Here is a 16,910-nt window from a genome sequence, read left to right as displayed (position 1 = left end):
TCGGGCAGGATATTTCTAACCTGGTGAAGTGCTATCGGTGGTTTCCGCGCGGCACTGTGACGTGAGGCTTGACGGCGAATGAGTGACGAAACGGAACCGATTCCGGTCGTGGTTCCCCGGTCCGGTGGTCGTCATGCTCGGCCGGAAACGCCTGTCGAAGGGGTTCGCGAGGTGTCCGCGGAGGCGACCGACCCTGCCGAGGGCCCCACCGACCGGTATGTGCCGGTGCGGCCCACCCGCCGCGATCGGACCGCGCAGTCGTCGTGGCAGGCCAGGGTCGCACGGACCGCCCTTCGCCTGGTCGTTGCCGCTACCTCGGTTGTCGTTGTATCGGGCACCGGATTCGCCTACTACACCGAGCGCGCCGTCGATGACGGGTTCGCCCGGTCCGGGGCTATCAGTTCCGAGGACGCCGCCGCGCTCGACGGCGACATGAACCTCCTGCTCATCGGACTGGACACCCGCAAAGACCGCAACGGCAACGACCTACCCAAAGAAATCATGGACCGGTTGCACGCCGGCGACGGCAGCGAGGGCGGCTACAACGCCAATTCCCTTATCCTGGTACATATTCCGAAGGATCTGAAGAAGATCACCGCCTTCTCCATCCCGCGCGACGACTACGTCGCGGTCACCGGGATCCCCGGCTACGACCACGCCAAGATCAAGGAAGCCTACGGGCTGAAGAAGGTGGCGGTCGAGCAGAAGCTCGCCAACCAGGGCGTCAAAGACAAGGTCGAACTGGAACGCCAGGGCCGCGAGGCCGGCCGCGAATCCATCGTGCAGACCGTGAAGGCACTGACGGGAGTACCGATCAACCGGTTCGCCGAGGTCTCCCTCGTCGGCTTCTACGACCTGGCCGCCATTCTCGGCGGCGTCGATGTCTGTCTCAATCACGCCGTCGACGACGAGTACTACTCCGGCGCGGTGTTCCCGGCCGGACCTCAGCACCTCGATGCCGCCAACGCGCTGTCGTTCGTCCGGCAACGTCACGAACTCGACAACGGCGACCTCGACAGGACCCACCGCCAGCAGGCGTTCCTCACCTCGGTCGCCAAACAACTCGCGGAGTCCGGCACACTCACCAACATCGGCAAACTGCAGCAATTGATCAACGCCGCACAGAACGATGTGGTGCTCTCCCAAGGCTGGAACGTGCTCGACTTCGCGCAGACCATGGGAAAGGCGGGTTCGATTCCGATCGAATTCCAGACCTTGCCGGTGCAGGGCTACCGGACCATCGACGGCCAAGACGTCAACGTCATCGATCCGGCCGCCATCAAAAAGACGGTGCGCACGGCGTTCGGCGTGCAGGCAGCCACGCCCACCGCACTCACGACCACACCCACCAGTACCGTCGACGTCGTCAACGCGGGCGGACCGGCAGGTATGGCCGCCAAAGTGTCGACAGTGTTGGCCGACAAGGGATTCGGCAAAGGAAACATCGGCAACGCCGCCTCCACCGATGGTTCCGGCTCGGTCGTCTATTACGGCACAGGCGCCGACACCGACGCCACCCAGGCCGCGAACTTGCTCGGCGGGCTACCGACAGCCGCGTCCAAGAATATCGACCCCGGCCACATCGAGATCGTGATCGGCAGCGACTTCACCATGCCCGACGAATTGAGTGCGGGCACATCGACGAGCTCCACCACACCGACCGGCACAGCCTCGCCCACCGGGGCCCCCACCTCCAAACCCGCCGACGCGCCGCCCGACTCCGGTAAACCCGTCACCACCAGCATCGGATCCAACATCCCCTGCGTCGACTGAGGTTGCCGCCGTGGACGCCTCCGGCCCGGCCTGGTCGGTGCGGCATCGGGCAGACGAGTGTGGTGTTCGCAGGAGCGCGGACACGATCTCGGCTGCACCGATGAATTTCTTGTGGATCCGTCGTCGATACCTGTGGATACACCGACAGCGGTGGGTCAGAGCAATCGATCCGGACAGTGATCCGGCCGGGTGAGCGGGAGGCGCAGTGAGCGGTACCAGGGTATTGGTGGCGGGGGCGAGTATCGCGGGGCCGGCGCTGGCCCACTGGCTGCGCCGGCGAGGGGCCGAGGTGACCGTGGTGGAGCGGGCCCCCGAACTGCGTCCCGGTGGGCAGGCGGTGGACGCGCGTGGGGTGACCAAGGAGGTCATCCGGCGGATGGGGCTGGACGCGGCGGTGCGCGCGGCCCGCACTGAGACGGCCGGCGCGTACACCGTGGACGGGAACGGGAACGTGCTGGAGACCTATCGCGCGGACGACGATGGCGGCGACGGGTACATCTCGGAGATCGAGATCCTGCGCGGGGACCTGTCCCAGGTGCTCTACGACGACACCCGTGACGGTGTCGAGTACGTCTTCGGTGATCGGATCGCCGAGCTCACCCAGGACGCGGACGGGGTCGACGTGGCCTTCGCGGGCGGCGACCGGCGGCGCTTCGAGCTGGTGGTCGGCGCGGACGGGCTGCACTCGGCGCTGCGAGCGATGGTCTTCGGGCCGCGCGAGCGGTTCGTCCGCCACCTCGGGCACGTGCTGGCTTTCTACAGCGTTCCCAACGAGTTCGGGCTGGACCGCTGGCTGATCGACTACCAAGAGTCCGGGCGCTCCGCCGGGCTGCGGCCCATCCAGGACGCCACCCGGGCGATGGCCATGTTTTCCTTCCCCTCGGGGGACTTCGATGTCGACTATCGCGACGTCGCGGCCCAGAAGCGCCTGCTGCGCGAGCGGATGGCCGGCATGGGCTGGTTGACCCCGCGCATCCTCGCGCACCTGGACGACACCCCGGACTTCTACCTCGACCAGGTCGCCCAGGTGGTGATGGACCGCTGGTCGAGCGGACGGGTGGTGCTCCTCGGGGACGCGGCGTTCAGCTCGTCGCCGATGTCCGGGCAGGGCACCGGGCTGGCCCTGGTAGGCGCCTACCTGCTGGCGGGAGAGCTGGCCGCCGCTGGGTGGGACCCGGAGGCCGGGTTCGCCGGCTATGAGGCGCGGATGCGCTCGTTCGTCGAGGCCAACCAGGAGATCGCCCAGTTGAACGCCCGCAGCCGCGACGTCCCCGGGCCGGACGCCGAGCCGAGCCCCGATTTCACCGGGGAGTGGTTCGCCGAGTTGGTCGAGCGCGCGATCAACGGCGTGGAGCTGCCCGACTACACCGGGGTGCCGGACTCCAGGGCCACGGCCGGGCCGCCGATCACTTTGTCGGCCAAGCCGTAGGTGTCACATAACGTGTCGAGAGGGACGACGCTTGGGTAGGCCACCGCCGGACTACGTCCGCGCATACCGCGCGGATCTGCACTGGTCAGCGTAGCCATCGGAAGACAACGGGCGTTGGGACTTTCGCCGGATGGCGGTGTAAAGCATCTGCCGGGTGCTTCCGGGGCGGGGGTGACGCCCAGCTTGTGTTCAACGATCCCGTTGTGACACTTCGGTACCCGGGTGTCGATCGGGGGTGCGTAGAGGAGCGCCGACATGGTGCAAGTGTCTCAGCGCCTCGCGGTAAGAGGAGATCAACCCGGTTTCGTGGTAGGGCACGCCGATTTCGGCGCAGTAGTCGCGGACGATCACCTGGGCATGACGCAGATTCGGCGTCGGCATGCTCGGGAACAAATGATGCTCGATCTGATAGTTGAGCCCGCCGAGCGCGAGGTCGGTCAACGCGCCACCTCGTACGTTGCGGGAGGTCAGCACCTGTCGACGGAGGTAGTCGAGGCGGTCGTCGCCGGTCGAGGTCGGCATGCCCTTGTGGTTCGGGGCGAAGATGCAGCCCATGTACAGGCCGAAGAGGCCCTGGTGGACAGCGAGGAACGCGAATGCTTTGTCGGCGGGCAGAACCGCGAACAGTGCGGCCAGGTAGGTGGCGAAGTGGACGAACAGCAGCGCGCCCTCCAACCCGCGGTGTTTGACCGATCGATTTCTCAGCGCCCGAACGCCCGCCACATGGAGGTTCAGGCCCTCCAGCATCAGTAGGGGGAAGAACAGGAACGCCTGCGCCCTCCCGATGAGACGAGGCAGACCGCGACTGGACCGTGCTTGCTGCTGTGACCAGACCAGAATGTCGGGCGCGACATCGGGGTCGAGTTCCTCGTGGTTCGGATTGGCGTGATGCCGAGTGTGCTTGTCCTGCCACCAGCCGTAGCCCAGACCGATGCCGGCGTTGCCGACAACTCTTCCCACGAGCTCCGTCGGCTGCCGTAGCCGGAAAACCTGGCGATGTGCGACATCGTGCATGACCAGCGCGATCTGAGCGAACGTCACGGCCATGAACCCCGCGACCAGCAGCGTCCACCACGAATCGCCGATGAGGACGAACGCTGCCCAGCAGGCTGCGAACGCGACCCCGACGAGGCTTAGCCGGACGGCGTAGTAGACGGGACGCCGGTTCATCAGCCCCGCGTCGGAGATCCGGCGCAACAGACGGGCGTAGTCACCGTCGGCGCCGCGCCGCGGTGACCGTGGAGATGACTCGGGGACCAAGGCAGGTGTCGTCATAGATCTTCCTGAGAGCTGAGCCGGAGACGCCACCCCCATCCGTCGACGATGTCGGCCGGTCGATGTCGGAGCGGGGCGCGGATTTCGATACCCCGAAGCTATCGGCCGGATTCTCGTTACTCGTAACCCTCTGGTATGAGAGGGAATCGGACTGCGGTGTGATATTCGATGTCCACAGCTGCAGAGGCGGCCGGCCCGTTGTCGGCCGACACATCCGGGTCGCCGGACCGGACTCCCCTCATGCCGCTGATCGAGCGATGTGGACAGAACCGTTTCGTCGAATCTGTGGCGCTCGCACCGGGCAAAGCGACCGGCGCCCTCCGTCGCCGGCAAATATGTTGCAGTAGGGTTCCTGGGAGGTGCCGTCACTCGCTGTGATGTGGCCGGAGGCGCTACTTTGCCGAGGATCCGATTCGAATTCAAACCTGCACTGACGCAATGGTTCTGTGAAATACTCGTGCTGTTCTCCACTGTCCGAGGAGGGCTTGATGCGATCGGTATCGCAGCTATTTGCGGTCTGTTCCTGCTTGTTGATCGGTGGGCTGGCCGCGTGCGGGTCGCCCGATGCACCGACCACGGTTTCTCCGACCACAACCGCCCCGAAAGCTGATACGTCCAGCGCAGTGACCACCTCTCCCGACTCGGCGACTGCCAGCTCGGTCCTTTCAGCTACTCCGTCCGTATCCCCCGAGACCGGGCGGGTGATCCCCTCAACCGTGTCAGTCTCCGTGGCGAGTAGCACGACCGGAGTCATCATCCCGACAACACCGCCCACAAACGTGCCACCGACGGTTCCGATTCTTCCGGGCAGGCCGGGCACTGGAGTCGATATCACGACGACTGTTGCGCCTCACCCAGCGACGACCAGTGAGCCCCCTCGATGAGTGGGGACGACGCCGATTCGACTGGCCGGCACAGTCTTCGTCGAGCTCTGACCGCTGCGGGAGCCATCGCCTCGCAGGGCGCGGTTATCGCCGCAGTGCTCTACTACTTCGGCATGGTGTACACCCGCGCCTGGTACGGCTATTTCGGCGTGGATGTCGGGATGCTCGGTTTGTCCACCCCCGACTACGTCATCGGCAGCCTCACCAGTAGCTACTGGCCCGTGACCATCGTCTTGCTGGTCGTGCTCGCCTGCTACGCACTTCGGTCGGTTCCGCTTGCCGTTGCCGTACGCAGCCGACGACCCGTCGCCACGCTCCGGCGCTGGACGATGGCCATCTTGATCAGCGGCGCCATCCTGGCCACAGTCTTCGCGCTTCTGGTCATCGTCCGCGACTGGCTACCGCCGTGGCTCGGTTCATACATGCCGATCATGCTCATCGCGGCGGTCTCACTCCTCGGGTACGCCATCGCGCTGCGGGAAACCCATCCCCGCATTTTCAGCCGCCCCGGCGCCGGTCGCAGACGCACACAATCCACCCCATGGCTACCGATCCTGGCCTTGCTGGGCTTAGGTTTCCTCGGCTTCTCGTGGGCGGTGGGCTCCTACGCCCATCAGCGCGCCATTCGCGACGCCCGCCTCACCGTCGAGACCGGCTTCGGCGCACGTCCGGTCGTCCTGCTGCTCAGCGTCGATCGGCTCGCGATCGAAGGCGGCGGCTCCCAAGTTCTCCCGATCACCACACCCGGGGAGAAATACCGCTACGCCTACAGCGGGCTCCTACTACTGGCGCGCACTCCTGACCGCTTCTTCCTGATCCCGCACCAGTGGACGAAGGCCAACCACGACCGAGTATTCGTCATCAGCAACAACGACAACGTCCGCATCGACCTCGCACCCCACCCATAACAAAGGCCCACCACGATTCGGGCACAGCACGCTAGTCCCCTGATGCAGGCACACTCTCGATCCGTCGCCCACGCTGCATGCTCGCCCGAAATCTGACCGGTCCAACCTACCCGTCAGTCGCCGACGAACAGGAGATATCCGTTGGCGCGAAGCCGGCCGATAGCTTCGGGGTTTCGTTCCGAACCGCTGTCACGGTGCTCATCCCGATCCAGACGCCGCCACATCGAAGGTCAGCGAGACCCACAAGGGTTTCAGGTGGGGGATTGGTGATCGAAGCTGATTACCCGGTGTCCACCAGAAGGGCGTCCCCGACGCATTGCAGCGTACGTGTAGTGGGCTCCGCTGCGCCTTCGGCGGGAAAAGACATCGAGTAACGGCCGTCCCCGAGGTCACGCCAGGAGCCGGTCGTCGCCCGGGCCCGGTCATCGGCGCCGGGACGGTATTCGACGACGGTGCCGTCTTCTCCGAACTCGAGGCCGGACCGGCCACGTGACCGGGGAAACGGGAAGTCACGTGGCCGATAAATCGACACCGTGTCGGTGTCCTCCTCGTGGGAGTGCACCCATATTCCGAGGATGGGGATCGGTCCGGTCACCGGCAATCCTCACCGGGTCCCCGGCGCCGACCAGTGTGGCGCTCGGGCGAGGACGCCGTTGATCTCGTCGAGTAATGAACGCAACAACGCTACCTCGCCCTCGAGGTCGGCGACCGCACCCGCGCCGCCGGAGGAACTCGAATTCGTCGATGGCACGGAACGGGGTGCGGCCGCCTCGCCGCGTCCGGGCGTCGCCTCCGCGGCCATGGAGGACACCGCCGGTCGCAGATCCCCGGCCGGAGCGCGAGCGGCGACCAGGAACGAGGCCCTCGGCCCATCCAGGCACGCGTTCATCCGCAAGGATTGGCCGGTGGTGAACATGAACATCGCCGCGTCGTCGGTGTAGTCCATGTAGTTCATGAACATGTCGCCATTGGGGCCGTTGTTGCAGGAAATGTGCGGGAACTGGGGTTTGCCGAAGTTCTGGGTGGCCTGGTTGGGCGTGTCGTCGACCAGATCGCCACCGGAGCAGCCGCTTCCGTCATCGCCCCAGATATGGCGCAGACTCAGCCAGTGCCCGACTTCGTGCGTCGTGGTGCGCCCCAGGTGGAACGGCGCGGTGGCGGTTCCGATTGTGCCGAAGCAGGTTGTCGCGATGACGACGCCATCGGTGTCGACGGGACCGCCAGGGAATTGCGCGTAACCGAGAATCGAGTTTCCGGGCGCGGTCTGCGGATCGGCGCATACCCAGAGGTTGAGGTATTCGTCGCTCGGCCAGGGATCGGCGCCGCCGGTCGCGGTGGCTTTCACATCGTCGGCTTCGGCGCTGAAGAATGTCTTCGCGGTGGCGGTCCGGGTGATGCCGTCGGTCGCATTGCCATCAGGATCGGTTGTCGCCAAGGCGAATTGAATTCGACAGTCGGCGATACGATCGGTCCAGACGGTCGGCACGCCGACGCGGTCGAGATTGGTCGCCCGGAAGTCCTGGTTGAGCACCGTGATCTGGCTCTCGACCTGGGCCGCGCTGATGTTCTCGGCCGGGAACGCGGGATTGTGGACGACGTGGACGACCACGGGGATCGTGATCGGACCGGTGCGCATCGGTGCGCGCATACGGCCTTCGTAGGCGAGCGCGCGGTTCTCGAACATCGCCGAACGCTGTCGGTAGCTTTCGCTCTGTTGGAGCAGTTTATGGTGAACTGCCATGGTGCCGCACAATTCGCGGCTTCGTGCACCAGGTGTAGGAAGATCGGCCATCACATATCCTTTCGCGAATCAGTCGGATGAAATCGCTCGGTAAGGATGCTTCGCCGATTCTGCGGCCGTGACACGAGTAGCGACTACCTGCATCCGACCTCGCGCGGCTAAAATCCGTACAACTTTGAAATATGTGGAAGATCGGCGACGACCCCGCCGCACAGCGGTGGAGTAACAGCTCGCGCCGGTCGGCACCGGACCGCACATGACGAGGTTCGCGAACGGATCCAGCGATCACCCCGCCCCGCGTCCCGATGAGTATCGCCGGGTAGGAACCCGTAGTCGACTACTCGTGAGACGACGACATCCGAGGCGAAGACTCGGGGAATCGGATCGTCCGTTCCCCGACACCGATGACTGGGAAGACGACAAAATCATCGACTGAATAGTCGACTTCGCGAAGAAGCTGGACCAGCCGCCAGTCCTCCAGGACAACGGCAACTGGAAAGTAAACGGCACCCGCAACGGCGTCCAAATCGAAGTCATTGTCGCTCCCGACGGCTGAGTCGTGACCGGCTATCCCATCGGCGGCGAGGGTGTAGTCAGGAACGACGCGAATGGTGACCCGATCAAATAGGCTAGGAGAGCGATGAATCCGGACAGGGCGGCACGAGACACGCGAAAGCGTCAGCGAGACCCGCAAGCGATCGAAGCCCGTAGCCGTCGGCTGAACAAGATGAGCAAGGACTCGCGAGACCTTCTCGAGAGCGTCGCCGACCGTCTGCTTTCTGACCTGGTCGAAAGCTACCGGACCTATAGCAATGTGGGGGAGTGGGCGATGCTGGTCGACGTGCTGTGCGCCACGCTCGTCAAGCGCAGGATCCCGGTCACTGAGGCGGAACGTGATGCTGTGGCGAACGTGCTCGGCCAGTTCAGTCCCCCAGTGGAGGGATATCGCTACCTCAACGACCCGCAGGGTGTGCTGTCTGAGCTCAACGTGGTCAATGGGTAGAAATCCTCGTGGTCCGTTCGGGGCGAGATGGCCGAGTCGTCCGGCGGCAGCGCCTTGAGCCAGTTGTAGACACTGGAAACCAGGCCCTTGATCGGACGTGAACTAAGCCCGTGGCAGTCTCGAAGACCACGTCATGGGCTAGACGAATGTGACGTAACCCTGGAGCCATCAGGTGGTGCCGACGTCTTTCTGGCCCGCTTGCCTTCCTGCGATCTCGAGGAAGATGGTGGCCTGCTGCAGGGCGAGTGCCTCGCCCTCGGCTCGTCGAGGATGTCGTGTGAAGGAAAATCAGTCGGGGATGTGACGGTGCCTTGGCAGAGTGCTCGACATGACTGTCTCCGGCCCCAAAGCGGATCTGCACCGTTATCTGCGCTATGCCCGCGAAGCCATGCTATGGAAGCTCGACGGCCTGTCCGAGTACGATCTGCGTCGCCCGATGACCCCGACCGGCACAAACCTGCTCGGCTTGGTCAAACACCTCGGCACCGTCGAGTTCGGCTACTTCGGCGACACCTTCGCCCGCCCATACGACGAACCCCTCACCGAACACGACTTCGAGGCCGATCCCACGGCTGACATGTGGGTCACGGCCGAACAGTCGCGCGAGGACATCATCGGGTTCTACCGTCGGGCCTGGGCACATGCCGACGCCACGATCGACAGCCTCGACCTCACCGCCGAAGGCTCGGTCCCGTGGTGGTCCGAGGGCCAGCGGGCCGTCACGCTCCATCGGATCCTGGTGCACGTAGCGGCCGAAACCAACCGGCACGCCGGACATGCCGACATCATCCGCGAGCTCATCGACGGCGCCGCCGGCCTTCTCGAGGGCAACGACAACATGCCTACCAGCGACTCGACCTGGTGGCAGCAATATCGAGCCAAGCTGGAGCACACCGCAAAACAGGCCGCAGGACTCCGGTGACCGATGAATCCCAGCCTTCTTGACAGCCTGTCAACCGGCGCTCGCTACGAGAATGAGGCAGCCTCGACGCTACCCCCTGTAGCGAAAGGCGCCCGGATCGTGCGGTCGGTAGTCCCCGGATGCAGGCATCTCCAGCACAGTATCTCGGCCAACGGCCGAACACACGGACATGCCGCTGAGCGCGTGATCGGTAGCGGTCGAGAGCGTAGGGGCGATAAGACCGGGACCGGCTGAATATGTTGTTTTGCAACAAGTTCAGTGATGCGGGGCGTCATTGATCGAAGGGGATGACGGCTCGCGTCTCGGTCGGCTGGGTTGTTCGGCGCGGGCGGTCGCATTGCTCGGTGTGTGTTCCCATGTTCGATGTGCCCTGCAGGGCGCACTCGAAGACCATATCTGAGTTCTCGATATGGTCATTTCGGGATCGTTCGGAAATGTTGTTGACCTGCGAAAACGTTGTCGCAGGTTGGTGCCCTCGGCAGGATTCGAACCTGCGACACCCGCTTTAGGAGAGCGGTGCTCTATCCCCTGAGCTACGAAGGCTGGGTGGGCTCGAGGCCCGCCCGGGACGTTCGCAGTCTACCGGGTAACGGGCTCGGAGGCCGCATCGCTGTCGTATGGGCGTTGGTGGACGGGATCAGAAGCCCCCGTCGAAGCCTCCGCCGTCGAATCCTCCGCCGTCGAAGCCTCCGCCGTCGTAGCCGCCTCCGTCGAACCCGCCGTTGTCGTAGCCGCCGGAGTAGTCCCCGCCCTGGTCGTAGCCGCCGGGGTAGTCGCCGCCTTGGTCGTAGTCCCCGCCCTGGCCGCCATCCGCGGCCAGTCCGTCTTGGAACCCTTCGCCGTAGCCGCTCTCGAAGCCGTGCGCGTCGTAGCCCACTCCGGACATTCCGGAGAACAGGGAGGTGAACAGCAGGGCCGAGCCGAGGCCCCAGGCGCCTGCGACCATGGCGGGTTTCCACCAGGGTTCGGAGTACCACCCAGCGGGTACCGGTCGTCCGGCCACTCGGCCGCCGGGGTAGTAATTCGGTGTCGATGACGAGGGTTCGGGGGCGGCCTTGATCTGCCTGCCCTCGTACTCGACGACGCGCTTCTCGGTCACCTGCCCCGCGGCGTCCTGGCCGTCGAGTCCGGGGATCGCGGGGCCCGGGTCCATGTTCATCGCGGTCCGTGCGGCCCTGATGTAGTAGAGCCCTTCCAGCGCGGTCTGCTTCGCCAGCCGTGCCTGCGTGGGCGTGCGCGCCTGGTCGAGTTGCGCGCCGGCCGCGAGATGCCGCTCGGAGGCGTCGGCGAGTGCCTGGACTGCCGCGTCGTTGCTGCCGGAGAGGCTGTAGACCTGGCCGCCGAGCCGTTCGTTCACTTGCCTGGCGTCGGCGAGAGCGTCGGCCAGCTCGGTAGCTTTACGCTGTTCGCTCTGTTGTGACTGCCATATCAGCAAGACGATCAGCGCGCCGAGTATCAAGGCGATAAGCAGCCAAAACATGGGCACCTCTTCCGCGGAATCTCGGACAAGGACAGTTTACTGTCGGCTTGCTGAGGTCTCACTGAGTGTGCGGGTCACGGCGTCGCGGCGGGTGCTTGCGCCTCGTCGTAGTCGGCGGGGTCGAAAGTCTTGGTCTTCCAGCGGTACAGCAGGGTCGCGCCGGGCCAGTTGTTGGTGATCCGGCCGGAGGCGTTGCGGTACCAGCTGGAGCAGAAGTTCCAGGGGGTGTCTTTCAAGCGCTTCTGCAACCAGTCGTCCCAGCGCTGCTCGGCGGCGGGGCGGGCGGCGAGGTAGCGGCCGGGACGATCGGTCAGGTACTGCACGACCTGGCGGATGTAGCGGGCCTGGGATTCGAGCATGTAGATGATGGAGCCGGAGCCGACGTTGGTGTTCGGGCCGTACATCATGAACAGGTTGGGGAACTGGGGCACCGAGAGTCCGAGGTAGGCGCGGGCGCTTTCGTCGCCCCAGACGTCGGCCAGTTTGCGTCCGCCGAGGCCGTAGATGTTCATCGGGGCAAGGAACTCGGTGCCCTTGAAGCCGGTACCGAAGATGATGACGTCCACGTCGTGCTCGACGCCGTCGGCGGTGCGGATTCCGGTCGGCGTGATCGACTCGATGGCAGTGGTCTCCACGGTGACGTTCGGCTGCGCCAGCGCGGGGAAGTACTCGTTGGAAAACAGTCCGCGCTTGCACCCCGCCGCGTAATCGGGAGTCAGTTTCGCGCGCAGTTCGGCGTCGGGCACCTGCTTTTCCCGGTGCCGGTCGGCCAATGCGATCACGGGGGTCTTGATCGCCGGGATGTCGGTCAGGCCGAGGGCGAGCGCCTCGAAGAAGGACCAGATGGCGAAGCGCTCGGCGAGGCGGCTGGGCGGAAAGTATTTGAACAGTGCGTGATGCAGAGCGCTGTACTCGACGTCGGCCTTCGGCAGCACCCAGGCGGCGGAGCGCTGGAACAGCGTGAGGTGACCCGCGGTCGGCTGAATGCGCGGGATGTATTGGATCGCGCTGGCCCCGGTGCCGATGCAGGCGATGCGCTTGCCGGTCAGGTCGACATCGTGATCCCACTCGGCGGAGTGGAACGCCGGACCGGTGAAGGTTTCGATGCCAGGGATGTTCGGCAGGGCCGGGCGCGAAAGCTGGCCGACCGCCGGGACGAGGATGTCGGCGGTCAGTTGCGCTCCGTCGGCCGTGCGGACGGTCCACTGGCCGGTGCGCTCGTCGAACTCCGCGTCGGTGACCTCGGTGCCGAAACGGATGAAGCGTCGCAGGCCGTGCCGGTCGGCGACGCCCTGCATGTACTCGTGGATGTCGCGTTGTTCGGAGAAACGCCGTGGCCAGTCGGACTTCGGCTCGTAGGACCACGAGTACAGCGGGGAAGGCACGTCGCAGGCAGCGCCGGGATAGGTGTTCTCCCGCCAGACGCCGCCGAGATCGGTGGCGCGCTCCAGAATCGTGAAGGTGTCCAGCCCGGCCCGCCGCAGCTCCAGCGCGATGCCGAGCCCACCGAATCCGGCGCCGATGATGATGATGGACGGCGTCGTCATCCATACAGAGTACGAGCCGGTATCCGCAGGTCCGAAGACATCCGCGGTCATTGAATCGGCATTTCCGGCCAGCGAGGGCGTCAGTTCCCGGCGAGTTGGCGTGCGATGACCAGACGCTGAATCTGGTTGGTGCCCTCGAAGATCTGCATCACCTTGGCCTCGCGCATGTAGCGCTCGACCGGGAAATCCTGGGTGTAGCCGTAGCCGCCGAACACCTGGACCGCGTCGGTGGTGACCTTCATGGCGGCGTCGGTGGCGACGAGCTTGGCCACGCTGGCCTGGCGCGAGTACGGCAGGCCCGCGTCGCGACGGCGGGCGGCGTCGAGGTAGGTGGCGCGGGCGGAGTCCACGGCGGCGGCCATGTCGGCGAGCACGAAGCCGAGCCCCTGGTGGTCGATGATGTGGCGGCCGAACGCCTCGCGTTCCTTGGCGTACGCGACGGCCTCGTCGAGGGCGCGCTGCGCCAGGCCGGTGGCGACCGCGGCGATGCCGAGACGGCCGGAATCCAAGGCGCTGAAGGCGATCGAGAGTCCCTGTCCCTCGGCGCCGACGCGACGTTCGGCGGGCAGGAACGCGTCGTCATAGGCGGCGGTGGTGGTCGGCACGGCGCGCAAGCCCATCTTCTCCTCGGGCTTGCCGAAGCTGAGCCCCTCGGTATCACCGGGGACCAGGAAGCAGGAGATGCCGCGGGAACCTTCGCCGGTGCGGGCGAACAGGGTGTAGAAGTCGGCGCGTCCACCGTTGGTGATCCAGGCTTTGGCGCCGGTGATCCGGTAGCCGCCCGCCACGGGGGTGGCGCGGCAGCGCAGCGCGGCCGCGTCGGAACCGGCGTGCGGTTCGGACAGGCTGTAGGCGCCGATGGTCTCGCCGGAGAGCATGTCGGCCAGCCAGCGTTCCCTCTGTTCCTCGGTGCCGAAGGCGAACAACGGATGGCAGGACAGGCTGTGCACGCTGACGGCCACGGCGACGGCGGCCCACCGGGCGGCGAGTTCCTCGAGCACCTGGAGGTACACCTCGTAGGGCTGCGCGCCGCCGCCGTATTCCTCCGGATACGGCAGGCTGAGCAGCCCTGCGGCGCCCAGCGCGGGGAAGACGCCATCGGGGAAGATCCCGGTCTTCTCGCACTCGGCCACGCGCGGTTCGAGCACCTTGTCGGCGATGTCGCGGGTCAGCTCCAGCAGGTCCCTGGCCTCGGAGGTGGGCAGCATTCGGTCCACTGGCATGTCGTCTACTCCACGGTCGCTCGGTGCGTCTCTCGTGATTCACAGTAACCGGGCGTGTCCGGCGGCTCCTTCACGTCGGAAGGCGGTCGCGGCGAATCCAGGGTGCGGCACGGCGGGACATTCCGGTCCGGACACGATTGCGGCGGATACGACGAGTTCGGTGCAGAATATTCCGACCGGAGCGGCACCTGGTGGCCGAGTGCGAACTGTTGCAGGACGCTCCTTCTGCACGTGCAGTTGTGTGTACAGGTGCGCGTGAACGTCGCTGCGACGCCGGGGTATTCGTGCTGGTAACCGTCGTTGTGCGCGAGGCATGTCCACATCGCGGGAAGGGCGTGCCGATCGGTTTGTCTCAGTCGGGTGATATCGCTTCGCTCGCCTGGCGCACTGACGCCACACTCGACTAAGACAGAAGACTGTCGGGATCCGGGGTCGACCGGTGTGTCGGCGGCAACGCAGGGGGTGCCGCCGCCACACCGGCCCGGAGCGCTGGTGCCGGCGGCTTCGTCTGTTCTAATATCTGCGTATGAATGCAGATAACCAGGAATGGCGGCCGCGTCTCGCGGAGGATCAGGTCGGACTGGTTGTCGAGGTGTTCCGTATGCTCGCCGACCCCACCCGCGTGCAAGTGCTCTGGGCGCTGGTCGACCGCGAACTGTCGGTGAACGACCTGGCCGGACAGGTCGGCAAGCCGGCGCCTTCGGTGTCCCAGCATCTGGCCAAATTGCGCATGGCGCGGTTGGTGAACACCCGCCGATCGGGGACGACGATCTTCTATCGCCTGGAGAACGAGCACGTCCGGCAACTGGTGGTGGACGCGGTGTACAACGCCGAGCACGCGGGCCCAGGCGTTCCCGCGCATCATCGTGGCGCGAGCGCGCTGCGTGAACTCCCCGGCCGAGACGAGGCGAGCGCATGACCCATCGGCACCATCACCACCACGATGACGGACATCATCATCACCGGCATCCTTCGGGACCGTTCGCGGTGCTGCGGGAGATCTTCGTCCCGCACAGCCACGACGCCGCCGACAGCATGGATGACGCGCTGGAGGCCAGCGCGATCGGCATCCGGGCGGTCAAGATCAGCCTGGTCGTGCTCGGATGCACCGCGGTGCTGCAACTGGGTATCGTCGCTGTGTCCGGCTCGGTGGCGCTGGCCGCGGATACCGTGCACAACTTCTCCGACGCGCTGACCGCGGTTCCGCTGTGGATCGCGTTCGCCCTCGGCCGCAAGGCCGCGACCCGGCGCTACACCTATGGCTTCGGCCGGGCGGAGGATCTGGCCGGGCTGTTCGTCGTCGCGATGATCGCCTTGTCGGCGCTGATCGCCGGATATGAGGCGGTGCGCAGGTTGCTCCATCCGGTGCCGATCGAGCATCTGGGCTGGGTCGCCGCGGCCGGGTTGGTCGGGTTCCTCGGCAACGAGACTGTCGCGCTGTACCGGATCCGCGTCGGCCGGCGGATCGGTTCGGCGGCATTGGTCGCCGATGGCTTGCACGCGCGCACCGACGGTTTCACCTCGCTGGCCGTGCTGCTCGGCGCGGGCGGAGTGGCACTCGGCTTCCCCCTCGCGGATCCGATCGTCGGGTTGCTCATCGCCGCGGCGATCCTCGCGGTGCTGCGAACCGCGGCACGCGACGTGTTGCGCCGCTTGATGGACGCCGTCGAGCCCGGGATGGTCACCGCGGCCGAGCGGGCGCTGGCCGCCGAGCCCGGCGTGCAGGGCGTGCGCAGCCTGCGAATGCGGTGGATCGGTCACCGGCTGCACGCCGACGTCGAGTTGGACGTTGCCCCGACGATCACGCTCGCGGACGCGCACCGCGTCGCGCACGAGGCTCAGCACGCCCTGACCCATGTGGTGCCCAAGCTGGACACCGCTGTGGTGCATGCCTATCCGGCGCATACCGAAGTCGCGGTCTCCGGACCGGGTCGCGCGCCGAGCTGACCAGCGCAAACTGATGGCGTATGCCGTCGGATGGGTGGTCGCGGTTCTTGCTCCGCGGCCCCTGCCCACAGCGGCCTACCGTTGGGTAGCATCCCCGGTGTGATGTGGCTCATGGTCGATGCGTGCTGAACCATGACGCCGCGTGTACCGACTCTCCCTGAACTGCCCGACCTGGGTCTACGCAGTCGCAAGCCGGAATATTTCGACATCGTCGCGTCGATTGGCGCGGAAGTGGATCCGCCCGAAGCCGCTCTTGCCCGCGACTATGCGGAGTATCTATGGCAGCGCGTGCGACCGGTTTATCGCAGCGGTGCGCACCCGGCCATCCAGTTGTGCGTGCGACGGTCCGAGCAAGTCGTTGTCGACCGGGCGCTGGGCCACGCGGACGGCGACGGCACCGACGCGCCGAATGTGCCGGTCGACATGACCACGCCGTTCGTCACCTACTCCGCGTCCGACTGCGTCACGGCATTCGCCGAGCGCCTGCGCACCGAGCGCGAACTGCTGGAACCGCACGCGCCGATCGGCCGCCGCATTCCCGAATACGTCCGCCACGGCAAGGAATCCAGCACGATCGGGCAGGTGCTCGCGCATCGGTCCGGCGTGGCGAACCCGCCGGGGGAGACGCTCACCGTCGCGGACCCGGGAACTGCTGGTACGGAACCCGATGGTGGCCGAGACCGATGTGGCTTTCTGTGGGGAAGTCATCGATGGAAGAAGGAGTTCCGATGTTGAGCACTATGCAGGACGAGCCGTTGTCGTTGGCGACGTTGCTGCG

The 16,910-nt window shown here is 65.9% G+C and carries 14 protein-coding genes and 1 tRNA gene; 8 read left to right on the top strand and 7 right to left on the bottom strand.

The features are described 5' to 3' along the window. The first annotated feature begins 78 nt into the window (after window positions 1–78). Both ACIHAX_RS34965 and ACIHAX_RS34960 read left to right on the top strand, forming a co-directional pair. Window positions 79–1,773 carry an LCP family protein gene (locus ACIHAX_RS34965; RefSeq protein ID WP_397281898.1) on the top strand — a complete coding sequence of 565 codons (1,695 nt, stop codon included), beginning with the start codon at window positions 79–81 and terminating at the stop codon, window positions 1,771–1,773. A gap of 205 nt (window positions 1,774–1,978) precedes the next feature. Then, window positions 1,979–3,202, top strand: coding sequence for an FAD-dependent monooxygenase (locus ACIHAX_RS34960; protein ID WP_364434794.1), 1,224 nt, complete (start codon window positions 1,979–1,981; stop codon window positions 3,200–3,202). A gap of 189 nt (window positions 3,203–3,391) precedes the next feature. Here ACIHAX_RS34960 and ACIHAX_RS34955 read toward each other — a convergent pair whose 3' ends face one another. Then, window positions 3,392–4,477 carry a fatty acid desaturase family protein gene (locus ACIHAX_RS34955; RefSeq protein WP_397281896.1) on the bottom strand — a complete coding sequence of 362 codons (1,086 nt, stop codon included), beginning with the start codon at window positions 4,475–4,477 and terminating at the stop codon, window positions 3,392–3,394. Window positions 4,478–5,357: 880 nt separating this feature from the next. Between ACIHAX_RS34955 and ACIHAX_RS34950 the strand changes: the two genes are divergently transcribed. After that, window positions 5,358–6,269, top strand: a complete 912-nt coding sequence (locus ACIHAX_RS34950; RefSeq protein ID WP_355079991.1) for a hypothetical protein — start codon at window positions 5,358–5,360, stop codon at window positions 6,267–6,269. Between the two features lie 280 nt (window positions 6,270–6,549). Here ACIHAX_RS34950 and ACIHAX_RS34945 read toward each other — a convergent pair whose 3' ends face one another. Then, complete coding sequence (locus tag ACIHAX_RS34945) at window positions 6,550–6,864, bottom strand: hypothetical protein (RefSeq protein WP_355079989.1); 315 nt, start codon at window positions 6,862–6,864, stop codon at window positions 6,550–6,552. A gap of 9 nt (window positions 6,865–6,873) precedes the next feature. After that, window positions 6,874–7,953, bottom strand: coding sequence for a zinc metalloprotease (locus ACIHAX_RS34940; RefSeq protein WP_397281893.1), 1,080 nt, complete (start codon window positions 7,951–7,953; stop codon window positions 6,874–6,876). Window positions 7,954–8,737: 784 nt separating this feature from the next. Here ACIHAX_RS34940 and ACIHAX_RS34935 point away from each other — a divergent pair. Beyond that, the gene (locus tag ACIHAX_RS34935; protein ID WP_397281891.1) at window positions 8,738–9,013 is read left to right on the top strand and encodes a DUF6189 family protein; all 276 of its coding nucleotides are present in this window, start codon (window positions 8,738–8,740) and stop codon (window positions 9,011–9,013) included. A 328-nt stretch (window positions 9,014–9,341) separates the two neighbouring features. Continuing rightward, window positions 9,342–9,935, top strand: a complete 594-nt coding sequence (locus ACIHAX_RS34930) for a DinB family protein (RefSeq protein ID WP_397281889.1) — start codon at window positions 9,342–9,344, stop codon at window positions 9,933–9,935. 467 nt (window positions 9,936–10,402) lie between these two features. On the opposite strand, the gene ACIHAX_RS34925 is transcribed toward ACIHAX_RS34930, so the two are convergent. From ACIHAX_RS34925 to ACIHAX_RS34910, 4 genes are all read right to left on the bottom strand, one after another. Continuing rightward, window positions 10,403–10,478: transfer RNA gene (locus ACIHAX_RS34925), tRNA-Arg, on the bottom strand. 94 nt (window positions 10,479–10,572) lie between these two features. After that, window positions 10,573–11,415: a DUF1542 domain-containing protein gene (locus ACIHAX_RS34920; RefSeq protein ID WP_397281887.1), complete on the bottom strand. Its 843-nt coding sequence runs from the start codon at window positions 11,413–11,415 to the stop codon at window positions 10,573–10,575. A 74-nt stretch (window positions 11,416–11,489) separates the two neighbouring features. Further along, a complete protein-coding gene (locus ACIHAX_RS34915) occupies window positions 11,490–12,962 on the bottom strand; it encodes a flavin-containing monooxygenase (RefSeq protein ID WP_397281885.1) in 1,473 nt (490 codons plus the stop codon). Between the two features lie 80 nt (window positions 12,963–13,042). Then, window positions 13,043–14,185, bottom strand: coding sequence for an acyl-CoA dehydrogenase family protein (locus tag ACIHAX_RS34910; protein WP_397281883.1), 1,143 nt, complete (start codon window positions 14,183–14,185; stop codon window positions 13,043–13,045). 526 nt (window positions 14,186–14,711) lie between these two features. Here ACIHAX_RS34910 and ACIHAX_RS34905 point away from each other — a divergent pair. The 3 genes from ACIHAX_RS34905 (at window position 14,712) to ACIHAX_RS34895 (ending at window position 16,867) form a co-directional block, all read left to right on the top strand. Next, window positions 14,712–15,104, top strand: a complete 393-nt coding sequence (locus ACIHAX_RS34905; RefSeq protein WP_355079977.1) for a metalloregulator ArsR/SmtB family transcription factor — start codon at window positions 14,712–14,714, stop codon at window positions 15,102–15,104. Continuing rightward, the gene (locus tag ACIHAX_RS34900; RefSeq protein ID WP_397281880.1) at window positions 15,101–16,132 is read left to right on the top strand and encodes a cation diffusion facilitator family transporter; all 1,032 of its coding nucleotides are present in this window, start codon (window positions 15,101–15,103) and stop codon (window positions 16,130–16,132) included. The genes ACIHAX_RS34905 and ACIHAX_RS34900 overlap by 4 nt, the downstream gene beginning before the upstream one ends. Window positions 16,133–16,264: 132 nt before the next feature. Continuing rightward, the gene (locus tag ACIHAX_RS34895; protein WP_397281878.1) at window positions 16,265–16,867 is read left to right on the top strand and encodes a serine hydrolase domain-containing protein; all 603 of its coding nucleotides are present in this window, start codon (window positions 16,265–16,267) and stop codon (window positions 16,865–16,867) included. Window positions 16,868–16,910: the final 43 nt, after the last annotated feature.

Source organism: Nocardia sp. NPDC051929, assembly GCF_044548645.1.
Lineage (GTDB): Bacteria > Actinomycetota > Actinomycetes > Mycobacteriales > Mycobacteriaceae > Nocardia > Nocardia sichangensis.
The sequence above is the reverse complement of the archived record's forward strand: the minus strand, read 5'-3'. Positions and strand labels throughout refer to the sequence as shown.

Bases quoted from the DNA above. Each gene is read 5' to 3' on its own strand.
- ACIHAX_RS34965 (WP_397281898.1), top strand. From the start codon at position 79: ATGAGTGACGAAACGGAACCGATTCCGGTCGTGGTTCCCCGGTCCGGT.
- ACIHAX_RS34955 (WP_397281896.1), bottom strand. From the start codon at position 4,477: ATGACGACACCTGCCTTGGTCCCCGAGTCATCTCCACGGTCACCGCGG.
- ACIHAX_RS34950 (WP_355079991.1), top strand. From the start codon at position 5,358: ATGAGTGGGGACGACGCCGATTCGACTGGCCGGCACAGTCTTCGTCGA.
- ACIHAX_RS34940 (WP_397281893.1), bottom strand. From the start codon at position 7,953: ATGTTCGAGAACCGCGCGCTCGCCTACGAAGGCCGTATGCGCGCACCG.
- ACIHAX_RS34935 (WP_397281891.1), top strand. From the start codon at position 8,738: ATGAGCAAGGACTCGCGAGACCTTCTCGAGAGCGTCGCCGACCGTCTG.
- ACIHAX_RS34930 (WP_397281889.1), top strand. From the start codon at position 9,342: ATGACTGTCTCCGGCCCCAAAGCGGATCTGCACCGTTATCTGCGCTAT.
- ACIHAX_RS34920 (WP_397281887.1), bottom strand. From the start codon at position 11,415: ATGTTTTGGCTGCTTATCGCCTTGATACTCGGCGCGCTGATCGTCTTG.
- ACIHAX_RS34915 (WP_397281885.1), bottom strand. From the start codon at position 12,962: ATGACGACGCCGTCCATCATCATCATCGGCGCCGGATTCGGTGGGCTC.
- ACIHAX_RS34910 (WP_397281883.1), bottom strand. From the start codon at position 14,185: ATGCCAGTGGACCGAATGCTGCCCACCTCCGAGGCCAGGGACCTGCTG.
- ACIHAX_RS34905 (WP_355079977.1), top strand. From the start codon at position 14,712: ATGAATGCAGATAACCAGGAATGGCGGCCGCGTCTCGCGGAGGATCAG.
- ACIHAX_RS34900 (WP_397281880.1), top strand. From the start codon at position 15,101: ATGACCCATCGGCACCATCACCACCACGATGACGGACATCATCATCAC.
- ACIHAX_RS34895 (WP_397281878.1), top strand. From the start codon at position 16,265: ATGACGCCGCGTGTACCGACTCTCCCTGAACTGCCCGACCTGGGTCTA.